The organism is Escherichia albertii NBRC 107761 = DSM 17582, from assembly GCF_000759775.1.
Classification (GTDB): domain Bacteria; phylum Pseudomonadota; class Gammaproteobacteria; order Enterobacterales; family Enterobacteriaceae; genus Escherichia; species Escherichia albertii.
In genome coordinates this window covers 1-17,283 of sequence record NZ_BBMY01000112.1, presented here as the reverse complement: position 1 = coordinate 17,283, position 17,283 = coordinate 1, and the positions used below count along the sequence as shown (strand labels likewise).

General features: G+C 54.3%; 21 protein-coding genes. 20 read left to right on the top strand and 1 reads right to left on the bottom strand.

Annotated elements, in window-relative coordinates; all coding sequences use genetic code 11:
- A partial coding sequence (locus EA14781_RS17425; RefSeq protein WP_042327412.1) for a sce7726 family protein occupies window positions 1-420 on the top strand: 420 nt, incomplete at its 5' end.
- On the opposite strand, the gene EA14781_RS17420 is transcribed toward EA14781_RS17425, so the two are convergent.
- Window positions 362-1,429 carry a beta family protein gene (locus EA14781_RS17420; protein ID WP_000077907.1) on the bottom strand — a complete coding sequence of 356 codons (1,068 nt, stop codon included), beginning with the start codon at window positions 1,427-1,429 and terminating at the stop codon, window positions 362-364. The genes EA14781_RS17425 and EA14781_RS17420 overlap by 59 nt on opposite strands.
- 451 nt (window positions 1,430-1,880) lie before the next feature.
- Between EA14781_RS17420 and EA14781_RS17415 the strand changes: the two genes are divergently transcribed.
- From EA14781_RS17415 to EA14781_RS17325, 19 genes are all read left to right on the top strand, one after another.
- Window positions 1,881-2,387: a terminase small subunit gene (locus EA14781_RS17415; protein WP_001405844.1), complete on the top strand. Its 507-nt coding sequence runs from the start codon at window positions 1,881-1,883 to the stop codon at window positions 2,385-2,387.
- The gene (locus EA14781_RS17410) at window positions 2,359-4,287 is read left to right on the top strand and encodes a phage terminase large subunit family protein (RefSeq protein WP_001743649.1); all 1,929 of its coding nucleotides are present in this window, start codon (window positions 2,359-2,361) and stop codon (window positions 4,285-4,287) included. The genes EA14781_RS17415 and EA14781_RS17410 overlap by 29 nt, the downstream gene beginning before the upstream one ends.
- A complete protein-coding gene (locus tag EA14781_RS17405) occupies window positions 4,271-4,477 on the top strand; it encodes a phage head-tail joining protein (protein ID WP_000259002.1) in 207 nt (68 codons plus the stop codon). Before EA14781_RS17410 ends, EA14781_RS17405 begins: the two co-directional genes overlap by 17 nt.
- Window positions 4,474-6,066: a phage portal protein gene (locus tag EA14781_RS17400; RefSeq protein ID WP_000831763.1), complete on the top strand. Its 1,593-nt coding sequence runs from the start codon at window positions 4,474-4,476 to the stop codon at window positions 6,064-6,066. Before EA14781_RS17405 ends, EA14781_RS17400 begins: the two co-directional genes overlap by 4 nt.
- Window positions 6,056-7,561, top strand: coding sequence for a S49 family peptidase (locus EA14781_RS17395; RefSeq protein ID WP_001253977.1), 1,506 nt, complete (start codon window positions 6,056-6,058; stop codon window positions 7,559-7,561). Before EA14781_RS17400 ends, EA14781_RS17395 begins: the two co-directional genes overlap by 11 nt.
- A gap of 36 nt (window positions 7,562-7,597) precedes the next feature.
- Window positions 7,598-7,945, top strand: a complete 348-nt coding sequence (locus tag EA14781_RS17390) for a head decoration protein (protein ID WP_000256832.1) — start codon at window positions 7,598-7,600, stop codon at window positions 7,943-7,945.
- Between the two features lie 57 nt (window positions 7,946-8,002).
- Entirely contained in the window at window positions 8,003-9,031 is a 1,029-nt protein-coding gene (locus EA14781_RS17385) for a major capsid protein (RefSeq protein WP_000522602.1), read from the top strand.
- 51 nt (window positions 9,032-9,082) lie between these two features.
- On the top strand, window positions 9,083-9,466 hold the full coding sequence (gene gpFI / locus EA14781_RS17380; RefSeq protein ID WP_000201501.1) for a DNA-packaging protein FI: 384 nt from the start codon (window positions 9,083-9,085) through the stop codon (window positions 9,464-9,466).
- Window positions 9,459-9,812, top strand: coding sequence for a head-tail joining protein (locus EA14781_RS17375; RefSeq protein WP_001204554.1), 354 nt, complete (start codon window positions 9,459-9,461; stop codon window positions 9,810-9,812). Before gpFI ends, EA14781_RS17375 begins: the two co-directional genes overlap by 8 nt.
- 15 nt (window positions 9,813-9,827) lie before the next feature.
- Window positions 9,828-10,361, top strand: a complete 534-nt coding sequence (locus tag EA14781_RS17370; RefSeq protein WP_000974979.1) for a phage tail protein — start codon at window positions 9,828-9,830, stop codon at window positions 10,359-10,361.
- Entirely contained in the window at window positions 10,358-10,753 is a 396-nt protein-coding gene (locus tag EA14781_RS17365; RefSeq protein WP_000683079.1) for a phage minor tail U family protein, read from the top strand. Before EA14781_RS17370 ends, EA14781_RS17365 begins: the two co-directional genes overlap by 4 nt.
- 7 nt (window positions 10,754-10,760) lie before the next feature.
- Window positions 10,761-11,513 (top strand): phage tail protein, encoded by a 753-nt coding sequence (locus EA14781_RS17360; RefSeq protein ID WP_000235110.1) that lies wholly within the window; start codon window positions 10,761-10,763, stop codon window positions 11,511-11,513.
- 13 nt (window positions 11,514-11,526) lie between these two features.
- Window positions 11,527-11,958 carry a phage tail assembly chaperone G gene (gpG, locus tag EA14781_RS17355; protein WP_000479095.1) on the top strand — a complete coding sequence of 144 codons (432 nt, stop codon included), beginning with the start codon at window positions 11,527-11,529 and terminating at the stop codon, window positions 11,956-11,958.
- A gap of 26 nt (window positions 11,959-11,984) precedes the next feature.
- A complete protein-coding gene (locus tag EA14781_RS17350; protein WP_000533402.1) occupies window positions 11,985-12,398 on the top strand; it encodes a phage tail assembly protein T in 414 nt (137 codons plus the stop codon).
- Complete coding sequence (locus EA14781_RS17345) at window positions 12,379-14,952, top strand: phage tail tape measure protein (protein ID WP_000082394.1); 2,574 nt, start codon at window positions 12,379-12,381, stop codon at window positions 14,950-14,952. The genes EA14781_RS17350 and EA14781_RS17345 overlap by 20 nt, the downstream gene beginning before the upstream one ends.
- A complete protein-coding gene (locus EA14781_RS17340) occupies window positions 14,949-15,278 on the top strand; it encodes a phage tail protein (RefSeq protein ID WP_000847283.1) in 330 nt (109 codons plus the stop codon). The genes EA14781_RS17345 and EA14781_RS17340 overlap by 4 nt, the downstream gene beginning before the upstream one ends.
- Window positions 15,278-15,976 (top strand): phage minor tail protein L, encoded by a 699-nt coding sequence (locus tag EA14781_RS17335; protein ID WP_002430365.1) that lies wholly within the window; start codon window positions 15,278-15,280, stop codon window positions 15,974-15,976. The genes EA14781_RS17340 and EA14781_RS17335 overlap by 1 nt, the downstream gene beginning before the upstream one ends.
- Window positions 15,977-15,986: 10 nt before the next feature.
- Window positions 15,987-16,730, top strand: a complete 744-nt coding sequence (locus tag EA14781_RS17330; protein WP_000194702.1) for a C40 family peptidase — start codon at window positions 15,987-15,989, stop codon at window positions 16,728-16,730.
- Window positions 16,727-17,283 (top strand): tail assembly protein (locus tag EA14781_RS17325; RefSeq protein ID WP_042335962.1); only part of this gene is annotated, 557 nt, incomplete at its 3' end. The genes EA14781_RS17330 and EA14781_RS17325, both read left to right, overlap by 4 nt.

Here is a 17,283-nt window from a genome sequence, read left to right as displayed (position 1 = left end):
AAGCATTATTCTTCTGTAATGGACAAGGTTACTCTTGTCGTAGCTGAGAAACACCTTGAGGGAGCATTAAAGTTAATCCCAGGTTGGTGGGGCGTTAAAACGGTTTCTGTTGGGCCAAAAGGCGCCATTCTTATAAAGCACATGCGTGGAGAAAAGCTTAATCGAAACCATGACACATTGATGCTCGCTCAATTGCTTTGGAAAGATGAATGTATCGACGTACTTGAACGATGGGGCTATTCCAAAGGAATCAAAAGCAAGCCCCGATTTGAGTTATGGAATATTATTGCGGAAAATATTCCAATAGCGAATCTCAGGCCTGAAGTCAGAACAGCCTTAAAGAAACGCGTAGGCTGGAAAGTTAAGGCTTGGCAGGCTGAGTCTGCGCCAACCAATAAAGCTGTCTCACGACTAACGTAATATGGTGCGTATGTGCAACTTTACGCCATTCTTTAGAGCCGCCAGATTTGTTAGCGCCTAATGATCTTTGGTAAATGTAATCATCCCCCCAACTAAATTTGGAGCCAAAGACTTGATACTCTGGCGAACTAACAAGGGTAGTACATAAGTTTTTAGTTTGGCCCCATCCATTTCCTTTAACTGCGGTACCTTTTACAAAGATCCATGAGGTATCGTTCGAATATCTCACTGAGACATACTGAGACATGAAGCGTGGGTCTACGCTCGTAATGGTAGAGCTAGCGGTGGGATAATCACTAAAACTTGGCGTTCTTCCATTGCTAAAATTCTGTACTACGTACATCCAAAGATCGTATTCATGGCGCGGAATATGATGAACTTGATGTTGCGGTATCCCTGCCTGTGATGCCGGGTATGCGGTTGAAGATAAAATCAAGTTTCTCCACGGAGCTTGGCCTGATAATGTGTTGACCATGCTTAATGCTTGTTGTTTTAAACTATCAGTTGCGTTTTGAATATCTCCAAAATCAATGATTACATCAATTAAACTAGGATGAATATTTAAGTGGTTAACCAGACTTGTGAATTGGTGCCATGTCTGGGGGGTGATAGATATAGCGAGCCCATTGATTAAGTTGCGTTGAACAGCATGTATATAGTTTGTTGAATATGCGGGAGAAACAACAGGGATAATTTCCTTACCATTTACTCTAGCATCTTGGATACACATATCTAGAGGATGATGGCGGCTCGAACCATGTTTATCTAAATATTTAACATCCAGCAAAACAGGACGATTGGCTTTCCAGGATGCCGCAAGGTTAATACCGAAGTCAGATAAGTAAGAACTCAAACTCTTCTTGTAGCATTCGTTTTCATAATCCCAGTCTATGTCTGGAATGGTAATGATCGGAGTAAAACCAGAGAGCGTAGTTTGATCTAAAAGCATCAGAGATTCATATTCAGCAGGCTTCCATTTCAGCTGTGGATAATATTGATGTTGACTCATTAAAACTCCTTAAAATCTTTACTTATCCTAAGTATAGTGTTATGGCGTAACGCCAATTGTTTTTATACACTTGAAAACATTGGGAAAAGTTGAGCTATATCTAAATTTACAAAATTGGATGTTATAGAAATCGAGGTTTCAACTAGGCATGGAACTGCAAAATTTTTAATGCCTGCACGCGAAAGTCGTTGGCGGGTCCTTTCCGGTGATCCAGATCGTTACGGGGCGGCGACCTCGCGCGTTTTCACTATTTATGAGATTTTTTGAGGGGGTGGTTGTTGTTTAATTGTTTGGTATATCTAATTGATAAGTAAGGTGAAAATAAAATAAATACAACAACCTTACGATGTGTTTTGATGTCGCCAATGCGAAAAATGTCAATGATATCAAATGGTTTTGCAAAAACACATGGTTGTTGTTTCGCTTTTTATCGATGACTTATGGAGAGGAGATGGCCTTTTTATTGAATAAAAGTGATATGGCCTCCTCCATCGGTATCTCTGTTCAGGCATTTGATAAATGGGGCGTTCCTCCTGTTGAACGTCGGGGGAGGGAAGTTTTATATGACGTTAAAACTGTACTGGAGATAGATCGCGAGCGGCGACAACACAATCAGAGAACACCTGATGACGGGGGAGAACTGGAGGAAAGGCTGCTTCGGGCCAGAGCTGAACTGACAGAAGAACAGGCTGTAGCTCAAAAACTTAAAAATCAGGTAACCGAAGGTAAGCTCATCGATTCAGACTTCTGCGTTTTCGCCCTCAGCAAACTGGCGATGGCATTGTCCAGTACGCTTGATTCCATTCCGTTATCCATGCAGCGACAGTTCCCGGATTTAACGCCACGTCATATTGACCATCTGAAAACCCTTATTGCAAAGGGCGCAAATCAGTGTGCGCGGGCAGGGGATAAATTACCGGATTTGCTGGATGAATATATCAGAGCAACAACTGAATAATATGGTGGCCGCCGTTTCGGTTGCGCTGCAGCCTCTGGTCAGGGTTGTACCGATGGCGGCAGTTGAATGGGCTGACCAGTATTATTATCTGCCGAAAGAATCCTCATACGGTGACGGCGAATGGAAAACGCTGCCGTTCCAGATCGCCATCATGAACAGTATGGGGAATGATCAGATCCGCACTGTTAATCTGATTAAATCTGCCCGTGTTGGCTATACAAAGATGTTGCTGGGAGTCGCCGGGTATTTTATTGAGCATAAATCCCGAAACAGTCTGCTTTTTCAGCCCACGGATTCTGCCGCTGAAGATTTTATGAAGTCTCACGTGGAGGCGACGATTCGGGACGTGCCATGCCTGAAAGATCTTTCCCCGTGGCTGGGTCGTAAACATCGTGACAATACTCTCACGCTGAAACGCTTTTCATCGGGGGTGGGCTTCTGGTGCCTGGGTGGTGCGGCAGCAAAAAACTACCGTGAAAAATCCGTGGACGTGGTCTGCTATGACGAACTTTCCTCGTTCGAGCCGGATGTCGAAAAAGAGGGCTCGCCAACCCTGCTGGGGGATAAGCGTATTGAGGGCTCGGTATGGCCAAAATCCATTCGCGGCTCGACGCCTAAAATAAAAGGCTCCTGCCAGATCGAAAAAGCGGCCAACGAGTCGGCGCATTTCATGCGTTTTTATGTGCCCTGCCCGCACTGTGGGGAGGCGCAGTATCTGAAATTTGGCGATGAGTCCACGCCTTTTGGGCTTAAATGGGAGAAGGACAGCCCCGAAAGCGTTTTCTACCTCTGTGAGCATCATGGCTGCGTGATCCATCAGTCTGAACTGGACCAGAGTAACGGGCGGTGGATCTGTGAAAACACGGGCATGTGGACCCGTGACGGTCTGACGTTTTTCAGCGCTGCGGGTAATGAAATTCCGCCGCCGCGCTCCATCACTTTCCATATCTGGACGGCGTACAGTCCGTTCACCACCTGGGTACAGATTGTCTATGACTGGCTGGATGCACTGAAAGATCCCAACGGCCTGAAAACCTTTGTGAACACCACGCTGGGCGAGACCTGGGAAGAGGCTGTGGGCGAAAAACTCGATCACCAGGTACTGATGGATAAGGTTGTGCGTTACACGGCGGCGGTGCCTGCCCGGGTGGTTTATCTGACGGCGGGCATTGACTCGCAGCGAAACCGTTTTGAGATGTATGTCTGGGGATGGGCTCCGGGAGAGGAAGCCTTTCTGGTGGATAAAATCATCATTATGGGGCGTCCCGATGAGGAAGAGACGCTGTTACGTGTGGATGCGGCGATCAACAAAAAATACCGCCATGCAGACGGAACCGAAATGACTATTTCCCGTGTCTGCTGGGACATCGGGGGGATCGATGGCGAAATCGTTTATCAGAGGTCAAAAAAACACGGTGTTTTCCGGGTGCTGCCGGTAAAAGGCGCATCTGTCTATGGCAAGCCGGTGATCACCATGCCAAAAACCCGCAATCAGCGGGGCGTGTATCTGTGTGAAGTGGGGACGGACACCGCAAAAGAAATTCTCTATGCCCGTATGAAAGCCGATCCCACGCCTGCGGATGAAGCCACGTCGTATGCCATCCGTTTTCCTGATGATCCGGAGATTTTTTCGCAGACAGAGGCGCAGCAACTGGTCGCGGAAGAGCTTGTGGAGAAGTGGGAAAAAGGAAAGATGCGTCTGCTGTGGGATAACAAAAAGCGGCGTAACGAAGCGCTGGACTGCCTGGTGTATGCCTACGCGGCATTACGTGTGTCCGTGCAACGCTGGCAGCTTGATCTGGCTGTACTGGCAAAATCCCGGGAAGAAGAGACGACCCGGCCAACCCTTAAAGAACTGGCAGCGAAGCTGTCCGGAGGAGTGAATGGTTACAGTCGCTGAACTGCAGGCGCTGCGTCAGGCGCGCCTTGATTTATTAACCGGTAAACGGGTGGTGTCTGTCCAGAAAGATGGTCGCAGAATTGAATATACGGCGGCTTCTCTGGATGAGCTTAACCGGGCGATCAATGATGCGGAGTCGGTACTGGGGACAACCCGGCGTCGCCGTCGTCCGCTGGGAGTGAGGTTATGAAACGAACGCCTGTCCTGATTGATGTGAACGGCGTTCCGCTTCGTGAGAGTCTCAGCTACAACGGGGGCGGTGCAGGATTTGGCGGGCAAATGGCTGAGTGGTTGCCACCGGCGCAGAGTGCCGATGCGGCCCTGCTACCCGCGTTGCGTCTGGGGAATGCCCGGGCAGATGATCTGGTGCGCAATAACGGAATAGCGGCTAATGCGGTGGCTCTGCATAAGGATCACATTGTCGGGCATATGTTTCTGATCAGCTACCGTCCGAACTGGCGCTGGCTGGGGATGCGGGAGACCGCAGCAAAAAGCTTTGTCGATGAGGTGGAGGCGGCCTGGTCGGAATACGCCGAAGGGATGTTTGGCGAGATCGACGTGGAAGGAAAACGCACGTTCACGGAATTTATCCGTGAAGGTGTGGGCGTTCATGCGTTTAACGGCGAAATCTTTGTGCAGCCGGTCTGGGATACGGAAACCACGCAGTTATTCCGTACGCGTTTTAAAGCCGTGAGTCCGAAACGGGTGGACACGCCTGGACACGGTATGGGGAACCGTTTTCTGCGGGCCGGTGTGGAGGTCGATCGATATGGCCGTGCCGTCGCGTACCATATTTGTGAGGACGATTTTCCGTTCTCTGGTAGTGGACGATGGGAACGGATCCCGCGTGAACTTCCCACCGGGCGTCCGGCCATGCTGCATATTTTCGAGCCGGTGGAGGACGGGCAGACCCGTGGGGCTAATCAGTTTTACAGCGTCATGGAACGGCTGAAGATGCTCGATTCCCTGCAGGCAACACAGCTTCAGTCGGCCATAGTGAAGGCGATGTATGCAGCGACGATTGAAAGTGAACTTGATACCGAAAAGGCCTTTGAATATATCGCCGGTGCGCCGCAGGGGCAGAAGGATAATCCGCTTATTAATATTCTGGATAAGTTCTCCACCTGGTATGACACGAATAGCGTGACGCTGGGCGGTGTCAAAATTCCGCACCTTTTCCCCGGTGATGATCTGAAACTTCAGACCGCGCAGGATTCAGACAATGGATTTTCGGCGCTTGAACAGGCGCTGCTGCGGTATATCGCCGCCGGTCTTGGCGTTTCCTACGAACAGTTGTCCCGTGATTACTCGAAGGTCAGTTATTCAAGTGCCCGCGCATCCGCCAATGAGTCGTGGCGCTATTTTATGGGGCGGCGAAAATTTATTGCGTCCCGGCTGGCCACGCAGATGTTTTCCTGCTGGCTGGAAGAGGCACTTCTTCGGGGGATTATTCGTCCGCCACGGGCACGTTTTGATTTTTATCAGGCGCGATCAGCCTGGTCACGGGCTGAGTGGATTGGAGCCGGAAGAATGGCCATTGACGGGCTCAAGGAGGTTCAGGAATCAGTGATGCGCATTGAGGCCGGACTGAGCACGTATGAGAAAGAGCTGGCGCTGATGGGCGAGGATTATCAGGACATTTTCCGCCAGCAGGTCAGGGAATCTGCAGAGCGGGAAAAAGCCGGATTCTCACGTCCGGTGTGGATAGCGCAGGCGTATCAGCAGCAGATAGCGGAGAGTCGCAGGCCGGAAGAGGAGACAACACCACGTGAGACGTAATCTTTCACACATTATTGCCGCAGCATTCAATGAACCGCTGCTTCTGGAGCCCGCCTATGCGCGGGTTTTCTTTTGCGCGCTCGGGCGCGAGATGGGGGCAGCAAGTCTTTCGGTACCACAACAACAGGTACAGCTTGATGCTCCCGGAATGCTGGCTGAAACGGACGAGTACATGGCCGGAGGTAAACGACCGGCCCGTGTTTACCGGGTGGTGAACGGTATTGCTGTACTGCCGGTGACCGGCACGCTGGTGCACCGGCTGGGCGGTATGCGGCCATTTTCCGGAATGACAGGCTATGACGGCATTGTCGCCTGTCTTCAGCAGGCAATGGCAGATAGCCAGGTGCGGGGCGTACTGCTGGACATTGACAGTCCGGGCGGGCAGGCCGCCGGCGCGTTTGACTGCGCTGACATGATTTACCGCCTCCGTCAGCAGAAGCCGGTCTGGGCACTGTGCAATGACACGGCCTGTTCTGCAGCCATGCTGCTGGCGTCGGCCTGCTCCCGACGGCTGGTTACCCAGACATCCCGTATCGGCTCCATTGGCGTGATGATGAGCCATGTCAGCTATGCCGGTCATCTGGCGCAGGCCGGGGTGGATATCACGCTGATTTATGCCGGGGCGCACAAGGTGGATGGCAATCAGTTTGAAGCCTTACCGGCAGAGGTGCGTCAGGACATGCAGCAGCGGGTTGATGCGGCGCACCGGATGTTTGCCGAAAAAGTGGCGATGTATACGGGGCTGTCTGTGGAAGCTGTCACGGGGACAGAGGCTGCCGTTTTTGAAGGTCAGTCCGCTATTAAGGCCGGACTGGCGGATGAATTAATCAATGCGTCGGATGCCATCAGCGTGATGGCTGCGGCGCTGAACACTCATGATACAGGAGGCACTATGCCGCAATTAACTGCAACGGAAGCTGCCGCGCAGGAGAACCAGCGAGTGATAGGGATCCTGACGTGTCAGGAAGCGAAAGGACGTGAACAGCTTGCCACGATGCTGGCAGGACAACAGGGCATGAGCATTGAACAGGCCCGGGCGATTCTGGCCGCGGCGGCACCACAGCAGCCGGTGGCATCCGCGCAGAGTGAAGCCGATCGCATTATGGCGTGTGAAGAAGCGAACGGTCGTGAACAACTGGCGGCAACGCTGGCGGCGATGCCGGAGATGACGGTGGAAAAAGCCCGCCCGATCCTGGCTGCCTCACCGCAGGCGAATGCCGGGCCCTCACTTCGTGATCAGATCATGGCCCTGGATGAGGCAAAAGGGGCAGAAGCGCAGGCTGAAAAACTGGCGGCCTGCCCGGGAATGACCGTGGAGAACGCCCGGGCTGTGCTGGCTGCGGGATCAGGTAAGGCCGAACCGGTCTCTGCATCCACAACCGCCCTGTTTGAACATTTCATGGCGAATCATTCACCGGCAGCGGTGCGGGGTGGCGTGTCACAGACGTCAGCAGACGGTGATGCGGACGTGAAAATGCTCATGGCCATGCCATGAAGTCAGTGCTGACCATCAATATGAGGTTTTAACAAAATGGTGACGAAAACCATCACTGAACAGCGTGCGGAAGTACGTATTTTTGCCGGTAATGATCCGGCTCATACCGCCACAGGCAGCAGCGGGATTTCTTCTGCAACACCGGCTCTGACGCCCCTGATGCTGGATGAAGTCACCGGGAAACTGGTGGTCTGGGATGGACAGAAAGCCGGTAGTGCGGTTGGCATACTGGTACTGCCGCTTGAAGGCACAGAGACGGTGCTGACCTATTACAAGTCGGGGACCTTTGCGACGGAGGCAATCCGCTGGCCTGACAGTGTGGATGAACACAAAAAGGCAAATGCCTTTGCCGGCACAGCCCTGAGTCACGCGGCTCTGCCGTAACACGTTATCAGGCCACCATGGTGGCCTGACTGATTTCTGAATGAAAGGAACTGATTTATGGGATTGTTTACGACCCGCCAGTTACTCGGTTATACCGAACAAAAAGTTAAATTCCGTGCGCTATTTCTGGAGCTGTTTTTCCGCCGTACGGTGAATTTCCACACCGAAGAGGTGATGCTGGACAAAATTACCGGAAAAACGCCGGTGGCGGCCTATGTCTCCCCGATCGTTGAAGGAAAAGTGCTGCGCCATCGTGGTGGTGAAACCCGCGTGTTGCGTCCGGGCTACGTCAAGCCGAAACACGAATTTAATTACCAGCAGGCGGTTGAGCGCCTTCCCGGTGAAGATCCGGCTCAGCTGAACGACCCGGCCTACCGTCGTCTGCGTATCATTACCGATAACCTCAAACAGGAAGAGCACGCTATTGTCCAGGTGGAAGAAATGCAGGCGGTGAATGCCGTGCTGTATGGCAAATACACCATGGAAGGGGAACAGTTTGACACGGTCGAGGTGGATTTCGGACGCTCTGAAGGAAATAACATTGAGCAGGCCGACGGTAAAAAATGGTCTGAGCAGGACCGTGATACGTTTGATCCGACGCATGATATTGACCTCTACTGCGATCAGGCCAGCGGCCTTGTGAATATCGCCATTATGGACGGTACGGTCTGGCGTCTGCTGAATGGCTTTAAGCTGTTCCGCGAAAAACTGGATACCCGTCGCGGCTCAAATTCACAACTCGAAACGGCAGTGAAAGATCTGGGCGCAGTGGTGTCCTTCAAGGGGTATTACGGCGATCTGGCCATTGTGGTGGCGAAAACGTCTTATGTGGCAGAGGACGGTACCGAAAAACGTTATCTGCCGGAGGGCATGCTGGTGCTGGGGAATACGGCAGCAGAGGGCATTCGTTGCTATGGTGCCATTAAGGATGCACAGGCGTTGTCTGAAGGAGTGGTGGCTTCTTCCCGTTACCCGAAACACTGGCTGACCGTGGGCGATCCGTCCTGTGAATTCACCATGACGCAGTCCGCTCCGCTGATGGTGCTGCCGGATCCGGATGAGTTTGTGGTGGTACAGGTGAAATAATCCGTGAGCGGGGGCGAAATGCCCCCGTGTCTTTTTTCACAGGAGGCTGAGATGGCAACAAAAGAAGAAAATCTGAATCGTCTTCGTCAACTGGCTGGCCTGCTGGGGCGCGAGGCGGATATGTCGGGGAGTGCTGCGGATATTGCTCAACGTGTGTCTGAGTGGGAAGAGGAGCTTGCTGTTTCCCCGGAGGGCATTATGCACTCTGATGAGAGCGGGGCTGATCAAAATCACACAGACGATGGTGAGCAGTTGAACAACACGGATGCTCCGGATGATGTTAAAGCCGTCCGGGTACGGAAGTGCCTGCAAGTAATGGGGTATTGCCCGGAGACAGGTCGTCCCGTTGAGCTGGCGTTACGGGGTATGCGTGTTCTGGTGCCATCATCACTGGCAACGGCCATGATACAGCACGGAACGGCTGAATATGCGTGATTTTCAGAATGCCTTTGATGCTGCCCTCGCCGGGGTAGACAGTACGATCGTTGAAGTGATGGGGCTCTGTGCGCAGTTCACCTCGGGGGCACAGTGTGGCAGCGAAGTTCAGGGGGTTTTTGATGATCCGGAGTCGCTGGGGTTTGCCGGTGGCGGGGTCCGTATTGAAGGAAGCAGCCCGTCATTATTTGTGCGGACGGATACGGTTCGTGCCGTGCGGCGTGGTGACACGCTGACCATTAATGGTGAGATATTCTGGGTGGATCGTGTTTCTCCGGATGACGGGGGCAGCTGTTATCTCTGGCTCAACCGTGGTCAACCACCCGCAGTTAACCGGCGACGATAAACGCAGGGTGAAATTATGGCGATAAAAGGGCTTGATCAGGCGATTGACAATCTGAGCCGGGTTCGTAAAAACGCCATTCCGGCGGCTTCAGCAATGGCCATTAACCGCGTGGCCACAACGGCGATTAATCAGTCTTCATCACAGGTTGCCCGGGAGACAAAGGTTCGCCGGAAACTGGTAAAGGAACGGTCCAGACTGAAACGGGCGACGGTCAGAAATCCGAATGCCAAAATTATCGTTAACCGCGGTGATCTCCCTGTGATTAAGCTGGGGATCAGGATGCTGGGGCGTCGCCCGAACAGCATACTTAAAGCCGGTCAGCATCGGTATCAGCGGGCATTTATTCAGCGATTAAAAAATGGTCGCTGGCATGTCATGCAGCGTGTGGCCGGGAAAAACCGTTACCCCATTGATGTGGTGAAAATCCCGATGGCGGCCCCACTGAAACAGGCATTTGATGAGAATGTTGACCGTATCCGGCGTGAACGCCTGCCTAAAGAACTGGCATACGCGCTGAAACAACAACTGAGGATTGCAATAAAACGATGAAACACACTGACATTCGTGCCGCAGTGCTGGATGCACTCGAGCAGCATGAACACGGGGCGACGCTGTTTGATGGTCGCCCCGTTGTTTTTGACGAAGAGGATTTTCCTGCGATCGCGGTTTATCTGACGGATGCAGAGTATACCGGTGAAGAGCTGGATGCAGATACCTGGCGGGCCACGCTGCATATTGAGGTGTTTTTACCGGCACAGGTACCGGATTCAGAGCTTGATCAGTGGATGGAAAGCCGGATTTACCCGGCGATGACCGCGATCCCGGCACTGGCAGGACTGATTACCACGATGGTTACGCAGGGCTATGAGTATCGTCGTGATGACGATATGGCGTTATGGAGTTCTGCAGATCTGACTTATTCCATTACATACGAGATGTGAGGACGATATGGCAACACCAAATCCCCTTGAGCCGGTAAAAGGTGCCGGTACCACTCTGTGGGTTTACAACGGCAAGGGTGATGCTTATGCAAACCCGTTGTCAGACGATGACTGGCAGCGACTGGCTAAGGTGAAGGATCTGACGCCGGGCGAGATGACGGCAGAATCCTACGATGATAACTACCTGGATGATGAAGACGCGGACTGGACCGCGACCGGGCAGGGGCAGAAATCTGCAGGTGATACCAGTTTTACGCTGGCCTGGAAACCGGGAGAGGAAGGCCAGAAAGGGCTTATAGGCTGGTTTGAAAGCGGCGATGTCCGGGCCTATAAAATCCGTTTTCCGAATGGCACGGTGGATGTGTTTCGTGGCTGGGTCAGCAGTATCGGTAAGGCCGTGACGGCGAAAGAAGTGATCACCCGCACGGTGAAAGTCACTAACGTGGGTAAACCTTCTGTAGCGGAAGAACGCAGCAAAATTACGCCGGTCAGTGCGATTAAGGTGACGCCGACATCCGGTACGGTGGCAAAAGGGAAAACAACCACCCTGACGGTTTCTTTTGAGCCGGAAAGTGCAACCGACAAGACGTTCAGAGCGGTTTCCGCCGATCCGTCGAAAGCCACCATTAGTGTGAAAGATATGACAATTACGGTAAACGGCGTGGCGACAGGTAAGGTGCAGATCCCTGTGGTGAGCGGAAATGGTCAGTTCGCCGCAGTGGCTGAAGTCACCGTTACTGAAGCGGGCGCTGCAGGGTAAACGGAGGTAATACATGTTTCTGAAAACAGAACAATTTGAATATAACGGTGTGTCTGTCACGCTTTCCGAATTGTCTGCGCTGCAGCGTATCGAGCATCTTGCCCTCCTGAAACGGCGTGCAGAACAGGCAGAATCCTGCGGCAACCTGCAGGTAAGCGTGGAAGATCTCGTCAGAACCGGCGCGTTTCTGGTGGCGATGTCCCTGTGGCATAACCATCCACAGAAAACGCAGTCACCGTCAATGAATGAGGCCGTGATGAAGATAGAGCAGGAAGTGCTCACCACCTGGCCTGCCGATGCCATTGCCCGGGCGGAAGACGTGGTGTTGTGCCTGTCCGGGATGATCGAAGCTGTTCGTCCGGATACTGATATTACTGAAGTGGCGAAAAATAACACGCTGACTGATGATGATTTTTCTGCGGGAAAGTCTTCGACGGCGAGCTGAACTTTGCCCTCAGACTGGCGCGTGAGATGGGGAGACCCGACTGGCGCGCCATGCTTGCCGGGATGACATCCACCGAATATGCCGACTGGCACCGTTTTTACCGCACGCATTATTTTCAGGATACCCAGCTGGATATGCATTTTTCCGGGCTGACGTACGCTGTACTCAGCCTGTTTTTTTGCGATCCGGATATGCATCCCTCTGATTTCAGTCTGCTTGTCCCCCGGCATGAGGAAGAGCAGGTGGAGAGGCCGGATGAGGACAAAATGCTGATGCAGAAAGCGGCAGGACTTGCCGGAGGCGTCCGGTTCGGTGGGGACGGAGGGCGCGATATTTTATCGTCTGCGGATGTGGCAGATGTCATGGTGGATGATGCCGCATTAATGATGGCTTCAGCGGGGATTCCGGGAGGTGTGAGATATGTCCCAGCCGGTTGGTGATCTTGTTATTGACCTTAGTCTGGATGCTGTCCGTTTCGATGAGCAGATGAGCCGGGTAAGGCGTCATTTTTCAGGTCTGGATACCGACGCCAGAAAAACCGCCAGTGCTGTTGAACAGGGCCTGAGCCGCCAGGCGCTGGCTGCACAAAAAGCCGGGATTTCCGTCGGGCAGTATAAAGCGGCCATGCGAACCCTGCCCGCACAGTTTACGGATATCGCCACGCAGCTTGCAGGTGGTCAGAATCCCTGGCTGATCCTGCTGCAACAGGGCGGTCAGGTGAAGGACTCCTTCGGCGGGATGATCCCCATGTTCAGGGGGCTTGCCGGTGCGATCACCCTGCCGATGGTCGGGGTCACCTCGCTGGCGGTGGCGACAGGTGCGCTGGTGTACGCCTGGTACCAGGGAGATTCCACGCTTTCAGCGTTTAATAAAACCCTGGTTCTTTCCGGTAATCAGTCCGGACTGACTGCCGATCGTATGCTGACTCTCTCAAGAGCCGGGCAGGCAGCAGGGCTGACGTTTAACCAGGCGAGAGAGTCACTGGCAGCCCTGGTGAATGCCGGTGTGCGTGGTGGTGAACAGTTTGATGCCATCAACCAGAGTGTCGCGCGTTTTGCGTCTGCATCCGGTGTGGAGGTGGATAAAGTCGCTGAAGCCTTCGGGAAGCTGACCACTGACCCGACGTCGGGACTGATGGCGATGGCGCGCCAGTTCCGTAACGTGACGGCAGAGCAGATTGCGTATGTTGCACAGCTGCAGCGTTCCGGAGACGAGGCCGGGGCATTGCAGGCGGCGAACGATATCGCCACGAAAGGCTTTGATGAGCAGACCCGTCGCCTGAAAGAAAACATGGGAACACTGGAGACCTGGGCGGATAAAACAGGGAAGGCATTCAAATCGATGTGGGATGCCATTCTGGATATCGGTCGTCCTGAATCCTCAGCGGATATGCTCGCCAGTGCGCAGAAGGCATTTGATGAGGCGGATAAAAAATGGCAGTGGTACCAGAGCCGGAGCCAGCGCCGGGGAAAGACCTCCTCTTTTCGTGCGAACCTTCAGGGGGCATGGGATGACCGGGAAAATGCCCGTCTGGGTCTGGCAGCGGCCACGCTGCAGTCGGATATGGAAAAAGCCGGTGAACTGGCGGCAAGGGACCGGGCTGAGCGTGAGGCGTCACAGCTGAAGTATACCGGAGAGGCGCAGAAGGCGTATGAGCGCCTGCAGACGCCACTGGAGAAATATACCGCCCGTCAGAAAGAGCTGAATAAGGCCCTGAAAGACGGAAAAATCCTGCAGGCGGATTACAACACGCTGATGGCGTCGGCAAAAAAGGATTATGAATCGACGCTGAAAAAGCCGTCAGGTGTGAAGGTGTCTGCCGGTGAGCGCCAGGAAGACCGGGCGCATGCAGCCATGCTGGCGCTTGAAACCGAGCTCAGGACGCTGGAAAAACACAGCGGTGTGAATGAGAAAATCAGCCAGCAGCGCCGGGATTTATGGGAAGCGGAAAATCAGTATGTGGTCCTGAAAGAGGCCGCCACGAAACGGCAGTTATCTGAGCAGGAAAAATCCCTGCTGGCTCATGAGAAAGAGACGCTGGAGTACAAACGCCAGCTGGCTGAGCTGGGAGACAAGATTGAACACCAGAAGCGGCTGAATGAGCTGGCACAGCAGGCGGCGCGGTTTGAACAGCAGCAGAGCGCGAAGCAGGCGGCAATCAGCGCAAAAGCCCGCGGACTCACCGACCGTCAGGCGCAGCGGGAGTCGGAAGAGCAGCGCCTTCGTGAGGTGTACGGTGATAATCCGGTTGCGCTGGCGAAGGCCACATCTGCACTGAAGAACACCTGGTCTGCGGAGGAGCAGCTTCGTGGAAGCTGGATGGCCGGGATGAAGTCCGGCTGGGGCGAGTGGGCGGAAAGTGCGACGGACAGTATGTCGCAGGTAAAAAGTGCAGCCACGCAGACCTTTGACGGTATTGCACAGAATATGGCAGCGATGCTGACCGGCAGCGAACAGAACTGGCGTGGTTTCACCCGTTCTGTGCTGTCCATGCTGACAGAGATTTTTCTGAAGCAGGCGATGGTGGGGATAGTCGGGAGTATCGGCAGCGCCATTGGCGGGGCTGTTGGTGGCGGCGCATCCGCGTCAGGCGGTACAGCCATTCAGGCTGCGGCGGCGAACTTCCATTTCGCGACCGGGGGATTTACGGGGACGGGGGGTAAATATGAACCTGCGGGGATTGTTCATCGCGGGGAGTTTGTCTTCACGAAGGAGGCGACCAGCCGGATTGGTGTCGGCAATCTGTACCGCCTGATGCGGGGCTATGCGGAAGGTGGTTATGTCGGCGGTGCCGGAAGTCCGGCGCAGATGCGGCGGGCGGAAGGCATTAATTTTAATCAGAACAATCACGTGGTGATTCAGAACGACGGCCCCAACGGGCGGGCAGGGCCGCAGCTGATGAAAGCGGTGTATGAGATGGCCCGCAAGGGGGCACAGGATGAACTCCGGCTGCAGTTGCGTGATGGCGGTATGTTATCAGGGAGCGGTGGATGAAAACCTTTCGCTGGAAAGTGAAGCCGGATATGGAGGTGAACTCGCAGCCATCGGTGCGTGAAGTGCGTTTTGGTGACGGGTACTCACAGCGTATGGCGGCAGGGCTGAATGCTGACCTGAAAACATACAGGGTGACGCTTTCCGTGAACCGGGAGGAGGCCCGGCATCTGGAAGCGTTCCTGGCAGAGCACGGTGGCTGGAAGGCATTTTTGTGGAAGCCACCCTATGCATACCGGCAGATAAAGGTGACCTGTGCCGGGTGGTCTGCGCGGGTCGGGATGTTGCGCGTTGAGTTCAGCGCGGAGTTTAAGCAGGTGGTGAACTGATGCAGGATATTCACGAAGAAAGTCTGAGCGAGTCGGTTAAATCAGAGCAGTCACCGCGGGTGGTACTCTGGGAAATTGACCTGACGGTGCAGGGGGGTGAGCGGTATTTTTTCTGTAATGAGCTGAATGAAAAAGGGGAGCCGGTCACCTGGCAGGGGCGGAAGTACCAGGCGTACCCGATTGATGGCAGCGGCTTTGAAATGAACGGGAAAGGCAGCAGTGCCAGACCGTCGCTGACGGTGTCCAATCTGTTCGGTCTGGTCACCGGGATGGCGGAAGACCTGCAGAGTCTGGTGGGGGCCACGGTGGTCCGCCGTCGGGTGTATGCGCGTTTTCTGGATGCGGTGAATTTCGTTGCGGGCAATCCGGAAGCGGACCCGGAGCAGGAGCTGAGCGACCGCTGGGTGGTGGAGCAGATGTCGGAGCTGACAGCCATGACGGCCTCGTTTGTGCTGGCCACACCGACCGAGACGGACGGGGCGCTGTTTCCCGGTCGTATCATGCTGGCGAACACCTGTATGTGGACCTACCGCTCTGATGAGTGTGGTTACACGGGCGGGGCTGTGGCGGATGAGTTCGATAAACCCACCACGGATATCCGTAAGGACAGATGCAGCAAGTGCATGCGCGGGTGTGAACTGCGCAGGAATGTCGGCAATTTTGGCGGTTTCCTTTCCATTAATAAACTTTCGCAGTAAATCCCGGTTTATGACACAGACTGAATCAGCGATTCTGGCGCATGCCCGGCGGTGTGCGCCTGCGGAGTCGTGCGGCTTCGTGATAAGCACGCCGGAGGGGGAGCGGTATATCCCTTGTGTGAATATTTCCGCAGAGCCGGAGGCGTATTTTCGTATCGCACCGGAAGACTGGCTGCGGGCAGAGATACAGGGGGAGATTGTGGCACTGGTCCACAGTCATCCCGGTGAGCTGCCCTGGCTGAGCGAGGCTGACCGGCGGCTGCAGATAAAAAGCGCACTGCCCTGGTGGCTGGTCTGCCGGGGGGAAATTCATAAATTCCGCTGTGTGCCACATCTGACAGGACGGCGCTTTGAGCACGGGGTGACGGACTGTTACACGCTGTTCCGGGATGCATACCATCTGGCGGGAATTGATATGCCGGATTTTCATCGCGAGGATGACTGGTGGCGCAACGGCCAGAACCTGTACCTGGACAATATGGCAGTCACCGGCTTTTACCGGGTGCCCCTGTCCTCTGCACAGCCGGGCGATATCCTGCTGTGCTGCTTCGGCGCATCGGTGGCTAATCATGCCGCCATTTACTGCGGCAACGGTGAACTGCTTCACCATATTCCTGAACAACTGAGTAAACGGGAGAGGTATTCCGAAAAATGGCAACGACGAACGCATTCTGTCTGGCGTCACCGCCACTGGCACACATCTGCCTTCACGGGGATTTACAACGATTTGGCCGCCGCCTCAGCCTGTATGTGAACACGGCAGCGGAAGCCATTCGCGCCCTGTCGATGCAGATGCCGGGCTTTCGCCTTCAGATGAACGAAGGCTGGTACCAGATACGTATTGCCGGTGAAGACACGGCACCGGAGGTGGTGTACGCCCGCCTTCACGAACAGCTGGGTGAGGGAACGGTCATCCACATTGTGCCGCGACTGGCCGGGGCCGGAAAGGGTGGACTGCAGATTGTGTTGGGGGCGGCAGCCATCGTGGGCTCTTTCTTCACTGCCGGGGCATCAATGGCGTTATGGGGTTCAGCCCTGGCAGCCGGTGGTTTTTCTGCCACCACGATGCTGTTTTCACTTGGAGCCAGCATGATTCTGGGCGGTGTGGCCCAGATGCTGGCCCCGAAGGCAAAAACACCGGATTACCGCGCAACGGATAACGGCAGACAGAACACGTACTTTTCCTCGCTGGATAACATGATTGCCCAGGGGAACCCGATGCCGGTGCCTTACGGGGAAATGCTGGTTGGCTCCCGCCGTATATCCCAGGACATCAGTACCCGTGATGAAGGCGGTGACGGGAAGGT